Raw genomic sequence first — 6,044 nt, 5'->3', positions numbered from 1 at the left:
TTAGAAAATTCTTAATAATTTTTCTTTTTTACTTATAAAGTCTTTTTATTGGACCTTAATAATTTTTATAAGCTATTTTTAATTTATATGGTTAGATTAATATTTGTAAGATTTTGTAGTAAATATAAATTTTAATCTTGCCCCTACAATCAGGAGCAAGAAATAACAAATTTTAGCTCTCAAGCCCTAAATTTGCTCTATATTCTTCGTAAGTACCTTTAAAATCAACCACTTCGCCATTGCCTTTTAGATGTAAAATTCTATTTGCAAAGGCATCAATTAGCTCCCTATCGTGGCTCACGCAGATGACTGAGCCGTTAAAGTTATAAAACGCCTCGCCAAGTGCGATGATAGCCTCAAGATCGAGGTGGTTATTTGGCTCGTCCATAACAAGTAAATTTGGTCTATGAAGCATGAGCTGAGCTAGCCTTACTCGGTGTTTTTCGCCACCACTTAGCGCGCCAACTGCCTTTTCTTGTTCAGCGCCGCTAAAGAGCATCCTACCAAGACACTTTCTGATCTCGTCGATGTCTTTATTTTTGGCATCTTGTAGGTATTCATAAAGCTTTAGCTCGCCATCTATCTTGTTTACAGTATCTTGTGCAAAATATCCTAGCTCGATGGTCGCACCTATATGCACCTCGCCCGCGTCAGGCTTTATCTCGCCCATTATGATCTTACAAAGTGTGCTTTTGCCAACGCCGTTGTGGCCGATGATAGCTAGCTTGTCGCCCTTTTCGAGTTTAAAGTTAAAGTTCTCAAATATCACTTTATCATCAAATTTCTTACTTACGTTTTTAAGCTCAATTAGCTCATTGCCTATCTCGCGGTTTGCACGAAATAGAATGCTAGGATCACGCCTGCTTGAGACAGCGATCTCTGCTATGTCAAGCTTTTCAAGCTGTTTTGCACGAGAGGTCGCTTGCTTTGCCTTGCTCGCATTTGCTGAAAATCTCGCAATAAATTTCTCCAGCTCCTCTTTCTCTTTTAGCTTCTTGTCACGCTCCATCTCATGCTGCTTTGCGATCAAATTTGCAGCCATATACCAGTCGTCATAGTTGCCTGAAAACTCGCGAATTTTCTTAAAATCCACATCCAAAATGTTTGTGCAAACTCTATTTAAAAAGTGCCTATCGTGGCTGATAACCACAAGTGTGCCCTCGTGGCGGTTTAGCTCGTTTTCTAGCCATGCGATCGCGTCTATATCAAGGTTGTTTGTTGGCTCGTCTAAGAACAAGATATCAGGCTTTGGAAATAGCACTTGAGCTAGCAAAACCTTAACTTTATCTGAGTTTTCGACCTCGCTCATTAGTTTATCAAATTCATTTAACCCAAGCGAGCTTAAAATTTTTTCTATCCTAGTCTCGTACTCGTAGCTTGGGTCCTCCTCGGCACTTATCATCTCAAGCTCACTTAAGCGCTCGTTTATCTCATCTGTAAATTCCTCGCTCATATAGAGCTTTTCTTTCTCTTTAACAGCGTCGTATAAGCGTTTGTTGCCATAAAGCACCGCATCTTTTAGAGTGAAATTTTCAAATGCAAACTGATCTTGCCCAAGCACACCAACTTTTAGTCCATTTTCTATGATGATCTCGCCGCTAGTTGGCTCGATAGCTCCGCTTAAGATTTTTAAAAATGTCGATTTGCCAGCGCCATTTGCGCCGATTAGTCCGTATCTGTTGTGACGATTTAGCTTTAAATTTACATCCTCAAATAGCAAACTGCTTGCAAATCTTTGAGTAAGTCCCCTAACTTCTAACATTATTTTTCCTTGAATTTATTTTTTGCGATTTTGCCTAAAATTTGATTAAAAAGCCATTTGCTACTTTAGTCTAAAATGTCCCGTGATCTTGTAGTTATAAAGTATATTTTCTTCTTGCACGCCAGAGCCGATATTGTGGATGACAAGCGGCGTTTGGCCTTCAAATTTATCTGAGATCACGCCGATGTGAGGTAGATTTCTTGGTAACATCCATGTGACGATATCCCCTGGCAGAAATTTATCATCACTCACCTCGAAACCTTTTCTTTTTAGATAGGTAGCGATGTTTAAAACACGCCTGTGATCGATATTTTTATCAGCCTTTTTAAGTCCCCATTTTTTAGGATAGCTTACGAAATTTATACTCATATCTTCAAAAATGAGTCTTTGCAGATCCATCTCTTGATGACGTAGCGCCCTTACCACAACGTCGGTGCAAACGCCCTTTTTGATATCCACGCCGCCCATAGGATAGGCAAGTCTTTCGTAACTTGGATCGTAACTTAGCGTCACACCGATCTGCGACCTAGCATCATTTACAAATTTACTCGCCGAAAAGGCAAAAATTTGTGTGGCAAAAAGAGCCAAAAGTAGAAATTTCTTCATTTTCTACTTTAAAAGCATAGTTTTTAAGATACGTTTTCCTATCTCAACACCTGGCTGATCGTAGGTGTTGATGCCTAGCATGATGCCAGTGGCTGAGGTTAGCAGCTCATAGTAAAAAATGAGCCAGCCAGCGTGAAACTCATCAAGCCTCTCAAGTGTGATCGTATCGACACTTATGCCCTCTTGCACCAGCGCCATAGCAGTCGCGTCGCACTGCAAATTTATAAGCTCATTTAGGCTTAGACCTGCTACAAAATCGCACTCTTCAAGCCCTTTTAGACTAAAGTTTGGAATAGTCTTGTCGCTTGCGTGATCTTTTATCTTTATAAATGTCACACTCTTATCTTTTACGCCGTCCATGATAAGCTGCAAAAAGCTGTGTTGATCGCGGCTGCCGACAAGTCCAACTGGCGTAAGGCCGACCCTTTTATAGCCTCTTTTTTTACCAAGGCTCTCCGCCCACAGCTGCACGTACCAGTCGTTAAATTCAAAAAATCTATCGCAATAGCTAAAAATGACATTTATGCTCGCATTTCTGCTAGTGGCGTAGTGGTAAGCTTTAGCGACTATTGAACTATCCTTTTGCTCGATGTATTGCTTCTTGCAAGCAAGCGCGCCATCTAGAAGTGCCTTTATATCGTAGCCACAGATACCAAGAGGCACAAGACCTATCGCACTTAGCACGCTAAACCTACCGCCAACGTTTTTTGGGATGTTAAAAAATTTAATGTCATTTTCTTTGGCAAAATTTTCTAAATTTGTCCCAGGATCAGTGATGATGAGGAAATTTTTGCCTAAGTTTTTAGGCTTAAAGTCATCAAGCAAGCACTTAAAAATAGTGATCGTCTCGATCGTGTTGCCTGATTTTGAGCTTATTATAAAAAGCGTTTCGTCAAATTTTAGCCCACTAAGCGTGCTTTTGTAGCTGCAAGGATCGACGTTATCTAAAAATAAAAGCTCTCTTTTTATCCCCTTTGTGCCTTCAAGCATCGATTTTAGCGCCTTTACGCCAAGGCTGCTGCCGCCGATGCCAACAAGTACTACATTTTTGATATGAGCAAGGCCCTTTTCATACTCCTCGATCTCGCCAAGTAAATTTTGCCCAAGCACTGGCAGGTGGTAGTAGCCTATCTCGCCACTTTCGTACTCGTCGTTTATGCGTTTGGCGTAGGAGTCGATGACATCGCTACTTGCAAAGTTAAATTTAAATGAAGTTTCTATCATTTACTGCGCTCGTAAAAGAAATTTGTAGCCTCGACAAACCCATCGATGCTACCGCAGTCAAATCTCTTGCCCTTAAATTTATAAGCCAGCACCATGCCATCTTTCGCCTGCGTTTTTAGTGCGTCTGTGATCTGGATTTCGCCATTTTTGCCTGGTTTTGTTCGCTCTAAGATGTTAAAAATATCTGGCGTTAGGATGTAGCGGCCAATTATCGCTAAATTTGTCGGAGCCTCGGCAGGATCAGGCTTTTCAACCATATCATCGACCATTATGAGATCATCTTCTATAAACCTACCGCTTACGACGCCGTAAGACTTGGTCTGCTCTTTTGGCACCTCCATCACAGCTACGACGCTGCAGCGATACTTTTCATAAATTTTAACCATTTGCGAAAGCACGCCCTCGCCGTTTTCATTTATGCATAGATCATCTGCCAAAATGACCCCAAAAGCTTCATCTCGAACTAGCGTCTTGCCCGTATAAATGGCGTGTCCAAGCCCTTTCATGGCATTTTGCCTAGTAAATGAAAATGTGCATGAGCTCATCAAATTTCTAACTTCGCTAAGTAGTGACTCTTTTGAGCTGCCTGCGATCTCTTTTTCTAGCTCGTAGCTGATGTCAAAGTAGTCCTCAAGCGCCCTTTTTCCGCGTCCTGTGACAAAGGCCATATTATCCATGCCAGCCTCAAGCGCCTCATCAACGCCGTAGTGAATGAGCGGTTTTGTAAGGATCGGCAACATCTCTTTTGGGAGCGATTTTGTAGCTGGTAAAAACCTCGTTCCATATCCAGCCGCTGGAAATAGGCAAGTTTGTATCATTTTAGTCCTTCGTGAAAAATTGCAAAATTCTACTATCTTTTCCTTAATAATATAAATTTGTCTGAATTTACAAGGCTTTAATTAGCAAATTGATAAGATTTTTAAAATTTTAAAAAAAGAGCAAATTTGCAGACGATTGATAGGATATTTAAAGCCCAGCTTGATATAAAAAAGTCAAATTTCTTAGCATTTTTATGCCCGATAAGCTCGTTTAAAAGCTTGCACGAACACCTAAAAGAGGAGCATTTTAAGGCTGTTCACGTAGTTTGGGCGACAAGGGAGCTAAACAAATACGGACAAATCGTTGAAAATCAAAGCGATGATGGCGAGCCAAAGGGCACTAGCGGCCAGCCCAGCCTAAATGCCCTGCGTGGCGCTGAGCTAATAAACGTTGGGGTCTTGATAGTTCGCTACTTTGGCGGGATAAAGCTTGGCACTGGAGGGCTTGTCAGAGCCTACTCAGGGGCTGTGAATGAAGCGATAAACGAGGCGATAAAAGATGGTGGCATGATGAAATTTGAGATAAAAGATGAGATCAAATTTTTTACGCCGTTTTCGCTGATGAGCCGCTTTGAGCACTATTTTGCCACTAAAAATTTAAGTGAGTTTGAAAGAGAATTTAATGACATTGGAGCGATCTGGAGCATAAATTTAAACGAGGCTGAGTTTGCCGAGCTATTTAAATTTTGCAAAGAATTTGAAGCAAGCAAGTTTAAATTTTTAGCCCTTGCGCTTAGTAGCAAGAGCTTATTCGCTCATCAAAGCTAAATCATTGTAAAATCGCAAAAATTTTAAAAAGAAAGTAAAAATGGAAATTTGGAACGACATTTATAACCACTTTAACCCAGTCGCCTTTAGTATCTTTGGCTTTAGCGTGCACTGGTATGGGCTTATGTATATTTTAGCCCTTGTTTTGGCGCTTGTCATGGCAAAATATCTCGTCAAAAAAGATAAAATCCCAATCTCAAATCAGCTCTTGGATAATTACTTTTTCTGGGTTGAAATAGGCGTTATTTTAGGCGCTAGGCTTGGCTGGATTTTAGTCTATTCAGGCGAAGTAAGCTACTACTTGACACAACCTTGGCAAATTTTTAATCCATTTCATAACGGCGAATTTATAGGAATTCGTGGCATGAGTTACCACGGAGCAGTAGTTGGCTTTTTGCTTGCGACATATCTATTTTGCAAAAGGTATAAACAAAATTTATGGCAACTACTTGATCTTTGTGCCATTTGTATACCTTTTGGCTACACATTTGGCAGGGTCGGAAATTTCTTAAATCAAGAGCTTTTTGGACGAGTTACGGATGTACCTTGGGCGATAAATGTTTTTGGGCAACCAAGGCATCCTAGCCAACTTTATGAGGCATTCTTAGAAGGTTTAGTTATTTTTGTTATTTTATTTTTATATAGGAAATTTAAGAAATTTAATGGCGAGCTGATTGCGCTTTATGCTATTTTATACACTTTTGCAAGATTTATTTGTGAATTTTTTAGAGAGCCTGATTCAGGGCTTGGATTTATTATTTTTAATCTTTCAATGGGTCAAATATTATCACTTATCATGTGTGGTTTTGGAATTTTTATTTATGCCATGCTTTATAAAAAATTTTCAAAGCTCTAATATAAGTGTT

The 6,044-nt window shown here is 40.0% G+C and carries 6 protein-coding genes; 2 read left to right on the top strand and 4 right to left on the bottom strand.

The window, feature by feature from the left end; all coding sequences use genetic code 11:
* Positions 1-172: 172 nt before the first annotated feature.
* The 4 genes from abc-f to galU are packed head-to-tail and all read right to left on the bottom strand — an operon-like array spanning position 173 to position 4,410.
* Positions 173-1,762, bottom strand: a complete 1,590-nt coding sequence (abc-f, locus tag FZ940_RS02260) for a ribosomal protection-like ABC-F family protein (protein ID WP_103588329.1) — start codon at positions 1,760-1,762, stop codon at positions 173-175.
* A 60-nt stretch (positions 1,763-1,822) separates the two neighbouring features.
* Positions 1,823-2,368 (bottom strand): DUF1287 domain-containing protein, encoded by a 546-nt coding sequence (locus FZ940_RS02255; protein WP_148821336.1) that lies wholly within the window; start codon positions 2,366-2,368, stop codon positions 1,823-1,825.
* Positions 2,369-2,371: 3 nt separating this feature from the next.
* Positions 2,372-3,592: a glucose-6-phosphate isomerase gene (locus FZ940_RS02250; protein WP_148821335.1), complete on the bottom strand. Its 1,221-nt coding sequence runs from the start codon at positions 3,590-3,592 to the stop codon at positions 2,372-2,374.
* Complete coding sequence (gene galU, locus FZ940_RS02245) at positions 3,589-4,410, bottom strand: UTP--glucose-1-phosphate uridylyltransferase GalU (protein WP_009294249.1); 822 nt, start codon at positions 4,408-4,410, stop codon at positions 3,589-3,591. Before galU ends, FZ940_RS02250 begins: the two co-directional genes overlap by 4 nt.
* A gap of 126 nt (positions 4,411-4,536) precedes the next feature.
* On the opposite strand from galU, the gene FZ940_RS02240 reads away from it, so the two are divergent.
* Together FZ940_RS02240 and lgt are read left to right on the top strand one after the other, a co-directional pair.
* Complete coding sequence (locus FZ940_RS02240; protein ID WP_148821334.1) at positions 4,537-5,178, top strand: IMPACT family protein; 642 nt, start codon at positions 4,537-4,539, stop codon at positions 5,176-5,178.
* A 40-nt stretch (positions 5,179-5,218) separates the two neighbouring features.
* Positions 5,219-6,034, top strand: coding sequence for a prolipoprotein diacylglyceryl transferase (gene lgt, locus FZ940_RS02235; RefSeq protein WP_148821333.1), 816 nt, complete (start codon positions 5,219-5,221; stop codon positions 6,032-6,034).
* Positions 6,035-6,044: the final 10 nt, after the last annotated feature.

This window comes from Campylobacter concisus, from assembly GCF_902460415.1.
Taxonomy (GTDB): domain Bacteria; phylum Campylobacterota; class Campylobacteria; order Campylobacterales; family Campylobacteraceae; genus Campylobacter_A; species Campylobacter_A concisus_Y.
Note: the sequence above shows the minus strand (reverse complement) of the source record. Positions and strands in the feature narration are given on the sequence as shown.

Coding starts and splice junctions, on each gene's coding strand:
- FZ940_RS02250 (WP_148821335.1), bottom strand. CDS start 3,592: ATGATAGAAACTTCATTTAAATTTAACTTTGCAAGTAGCGATGTCATC.
- abc-f (WP_103588329.1), bottom strand. CDS start 1,762: ATGTTAGAAGTTAGGGGACTTACTCAAAGATTTGCAAGCAGTTTGCTA.
- galU (WP_009294249.1), bottom strand. CDS start 4,410: ATGATACAAACTTGCCTATTTCCAGCGGCTGGATATGGAACGAGGTTT.
- lgt (WP_148821333.1), top strand. CDS start 5,219: ATGGAAATTTGGAACGACATTTATAACCACTTTAACCCAGTCGCCTTT.
- FZ940_RS02255 (WP_148821336.1), bottom strand. CDS start 2,368: ATGAAGAAATTTCTACTTTTGGCTCTTTTTGCCACACAAATTTTTGCC.